The sequence below is a fragment of the Acinetobacter sp. YH12041 genome (genome assembly GCF_013419975.1).
In the GTDB taxonomy this organism is placed as follows: Bacteria; Pseudomonadota; Gammaproteobacteria; order Pseudomonadales; family Moraxellaceae; genus Acinetobacter.
On record NZ_VOZC01000046.1, the window covers coordinates 1 to 2,955 of the forward strand.

Below are 2,955 nucleotides of genomic sequence, written 5' to 3' on the forward strand. Positions count from 1 at the left end.
GAGGATCAGAAAGCTTGTTTGAATCGATGTATTTCATCCGCAGATTATGCATGAATGCCAAGAAATCTGGAGTGCAAATATTAACCAAAAAGAAGATCGTTTTTTGATTTATGAAAGAGATCTATTATTCATTTTTATTAAATCCTATTGATGAATCTTGTTTTGATTATGCTGCCTTTATCCTTTTCTTGCTATGTTGTTTATCATCAAATTTACTCATCAAATTAAAAGCACCCTCGCTTAGAGGGTGTTTTAGAATGGTAATATCGTGATTATGGTGCCGGATTGGGCTGCTGACGGTGAATGGCTTCAATGCCCTGCAAGACTTCTTCAGACAGATTCACGTCAAACGCCTGAATGTTTTCTTTGAGCTGATCCAAGTTGGTCGCACCAATAATAGTACTGGTCACGAAGAACTGCTGTTTAATGAAAGCCAGTGACAACTGGGTTAAGGTCAGGCCATGCTGCTCAGCCAGTTGTGCATACTGCTCGACGGCCCACTCGCTTTCCGGATTGCTATAACGGCTAAAACGTGAAAATAAAGTCACACGTGCATTGGCTGGACGTGCACCATTGCGGAATTTACCAGTCAGATAACCGAATGCCAGTGGAGAATAAGCCAGCAAACCTACACCTTCGTATTTGGCAATTTCCGACATACCAATTTCATAAGTCCGATTCAGCAAGCTATACGGATTTTGCACGCTAACAAATTTAGAAAGTCCCAATTTCTCTGCCAGATGCAGGAACTTCATGGTGCCCCAAGGTGTTTCATTGGACAGGCCAATATAACGGATACGACCTTTCTTAATTTCGTCATGCAAAGCAGTCAGGGTTTCTTCCAGATTCGTTACGGCACGATCATCTGCAGCTTCTGCATTGCCATAACCCAGCTTGCCAAAGAAATTGGTTGCGCGCTGAGGCCAGTGCAATTGGTACAGGTCGATATAATCAGTTTGCAAACGCGACAATGAATTATCAATTGCTGATGTAATTTCCGAAGCCACGAACTTGGTCTGGCCATCACGGATATGACTACCACCTTGTGACGGGCCCGCAATTTTCGAAGCTAAAAATAGTTTGTCACGACCACCACGTGAAGCAATCCAGTTACCAATAATGCGTTCAGTTGCCCCTTGCGTTTCAGGCTTGGGTGGCACCGGATACATTTCTGCGGTATCCCAGAAATATAAACCTTGATCCAAGGCATAGTCTAATTGCTGAAAAGCCTCTTCCTGAGTATTTTGCTCACCAAAAGTCATGGTGCCCAAACAGATTTCTGGCAATAAGATTCCCGTATCCGCCAATGGTCTGAATTGCATAAAAATGTCCTTTAAGTTTATCTGTTATTTATCAAGAGCAAGTGTGCTATAGCCTATCGGAATTATAAGACGGACTTAAATCATCTTTTCTAACAAGCTTGTGCCAATTTGTTATGTTCTGAATCAGGCTGAAATTTTTAAACAGGAATAAAAAAAGCAAATCCGAAGATTTGCTTTTTATCGTGCTTTTGGCTTATTCGTCTTCGAACTCGCCAGCACCCACTGCTTCAGGTTCTTCCAGCGATGCATCAAAAATCAGAATCGCCTTACCATCGGTTTCAATCATGCCCTGTTCTTCTAGAGTTTTTAGAACACGACCGACCATTTCACGTGAACACCCAACAATACGGCCAATTTCCTGACGGGTAATACGGATCTGACGACCATTTGGCAAGATCATCGCTTCTGGCTGAGATGACAAGTCAATCAGACAACGTGCGATACGACCAGATACATCAATAAATGCCAGGTCAGTCACTTTACGTGTGGTATTTTTCAGACGGCGAACCAGCTGAGCAAAAACTGCATAGCTTAGATCTGGATATTGTTTGCTAATTTCATGAAAGTTTTCATAGGTAATTTCAGCAATTTCACAGACATCACGAGTACGCACTTCTGCAGTACGCTGTGGATTTGCTTCGAAAAGACCCATTTCCCCAAAGAAGTCTCCCGCATTTAAATAAGCTACCACAATCTCACGTTCATCATCTTCACGAAGAATGATAGATACAGACCCCTTCAGAATTAAATACAGCGATTTAGATTCTGATCCTGCATCCACGATCGTGGTACGTTTTGGATAGCGATTGATATATGCACGTTTTAATAACGCTTTCACTGATTCAGGTAGTTGCCCCGGCGAAAGTGCGTCTGTGCTTAATTGTGAAAAGTTTGAAGTCATGCTTACAGTTCCGAATATGGATAATTTATAGATCGCACAAGACCTAATGTGAACTTGTCACACAGTGGGATTGAAATTCCTTATCAACCCAATTTATGTTAGTGTACAGTTACTTCGTAAATTTATAGCTTTTTTTAGGTAGTTGCAATGCAAACGAGTGTTCATTGGCTAGAGAATGTTGCTTTTGAAGCAAAAACTCAAAGTGGTCACAGTATCATCATGGATGGTTCACCTGAATATGGCGGTGAAAACCGTGGTCCTCGCCCAATGGAACTGATTTTGACCGGTCTGGGTGGTTGTGCTTCTTTTGACATTGTGACGATTTTAAAGAAAGCACGTCAGGAGATTACTGATGTACGCTGTGAATTAAAAGCAGAACGTGCCGATACAATTCCTGCGGTATTTACCAAAATCCATCTACACTTTGTGGTCAGCGGTAAGGGCATCAAAGAGAAACAGGTCGCTAAAGCCGTAGAGCTTTCTGCTGAGAAATACTGCTCTGCCAGCAAAATGCTGTCTGATGGTGGTGTCGAAATCACCCACGATTTTGAAATTGTAGAAGTGGAATGATCCGCTAATTTCATTAAAAAAGCAGTCTTCGTGGCCACTGCTGTCCCATAGTTTGCTTTAAATAAAAAAACCTGAGTCCTAACAGTTAAAATATGAGTGCAAACAAACACTTTAACGACCAGGATTCAGGTTTTGTCACATCAGAATACCGTATTTCATGAG

3 protein-coding genes are annotated in these 2,955 nt (G+C 41.8%); 1 reads left to right on the plus strand and 2 read right to left on the minus strand.

Features of this window, described 5'->3' with window-relative positions; genetic code table 11:
- Positions 1-272 precede the first annotated feature (272 nt).
- Together FTU00_RS15375 and crp are read right to left on the minus strand one after the other, a co-directional pair.
- The gene (locus tag FTU00_RS15375; protein ID WP_180053566.1) at positions 273-1,322 is read right to left on the minus strand and encodes an NADP(H)-dependent aldo-keto reductase; all 1,050 of its coding nucleotides are present in this window, start codon (positions 1,320-1,322) and stop codon (positions 273-275) included.
- Between the two features lie 193 nt (positions 1,323-1,515).
- Positions 1,516-2,223, minus strand: a complete 708-nt coding sequence (gene crp / locus FTU00_RS15380) for a cAMP-activated global transcriptional regulator CRP (protein WP_004782527.1) — start codon at positions 2,221-2,223, stop codon at positions 1,516-1,518.
- A gap of 147 nt (positions 2,224-2,370) precedes the next feature.
- Here crp and FTU00_RS15385 point away from each other — a divergent pair, with 147 nt between their 5' ends.
- Positions 2,371-2,793, plus strand: coding sequence for an OsmC family protein (locus FTU00_RS15385; protein ID WP_004782528.1), 423 nt, complete (start codon positions 2,371-2,373; stop codon positions 2,791-2,793).
- Positions 2,794-2,955 lie beyond the last annotated feature (162 nt).